The organism is Mycoplasmopsis agalactiae 14628, from assembly GCF_000266865.1.
In the GTDB taxonomy this organism is placed as follows: domain Bacteria; phylum Bacillota_I; class Bacilli_A; order Mycoplasmatales; family Metamycoplasmataceae; genus Mycoplasmopsis; species Mycoplasmopsis agalactiae_A.
On sequence record NZ_AJPR01000001.1, the window covers coordinates 1 to 1082 of the forward strand.

Here is a 1082-nt window from a genome sequence, read left to right on the forward strand (position 1 = left end):
AATAATAAATACTATTTTGCTAAAGTTACACATGAAGATAAAGTAATTAGTTCAGATGTATACAAAAGTGACCACTGAAAAACTGATGAGTATTTGCCAATGATTTTTATACTGCCAGAACAAAAAGAAGATTTATTTAAAAAACCAGGGCATGAGAAATTTAAGCCAAAATTAAGTGATACATATATTCCACCTGTTGAGTTTAACAACTTGCTTAGAAATTACTTAAAAGGTAGTGTACAGTTAACACCAAGTGAGCATAAAGACTTTTTAGAAAAAATGACAAAGTTCTTAGAGCATGACAACATGATACGTCGTGATTTCACAATAAATTCAGATACATATGGAACTTTTATAGATAAATTTAATGATCATTATGATGAAGATCCTTATGCCTATAACAAAAAAATAATAAAAAGAGAAGATCAATTTATAAAATTTAACACAGCTCATGGAGATTATATGAATATGCTTAATCAGGATTTAGCAAATGCTGAAAACAATAAAGTTTGATTTTTGCCTTTTTCGCGCTCTAAAGCCATAGCATTTCAAGATAGAATTGACATATACAGTAAATTAGATAAAGATAAATTATGAATAAAAAGGGGGGCAGAAAGCTATTATGATGTATTAGGTACTCCTAATTTATTAGATCAATTCTCAGACCCAGCAAAAGCATATCTTGACACCCAAACAAACATTAGTGCTTATAAAAATTATTTATCATTTTTATTAGAATTCTCAAAATTTAAATATACATTTAAAACAAAAGATGAAATAGACAAGTTAACTGCAGAAGAAAAGCAAAAAATAGAGACAGAAGACTACAAAAAAGAGATAGAAGAATTTAAAAATCTTTTAAACAAACTAATTAAACCATTAAATAAAGCAACAACCTGAACTGTCTTAGGCAAAGAAGTTGAAAAGCCAGAAAAGCAAAATGAAACAAGAGTAGCAATGTTTCCAGCAGCTAATGATGAACTTAGTGCTTTAATAACTAAAGCTGACTATGAACACTCATTTGTTTGAGCACACAGAGCACTTTATGAAGAAGTTATCCCTATTTATGTAGCACTATTTGG

Annotated in this window: 1 protein-coding gene; it reads left to right on the forward strand. The window is 28.7% G+C overall.

Annotated features, from left to right (window positions below; translation table 4 throughout):
- Window positions 1-1082, forward strand: a 1082-nt coding sequence (locus MAGB_RS00005) for a CDS14 family ICE transfer lipoprotein (protein WP_036433024.1), incomplete at both ends; no start/stop codon positions are given.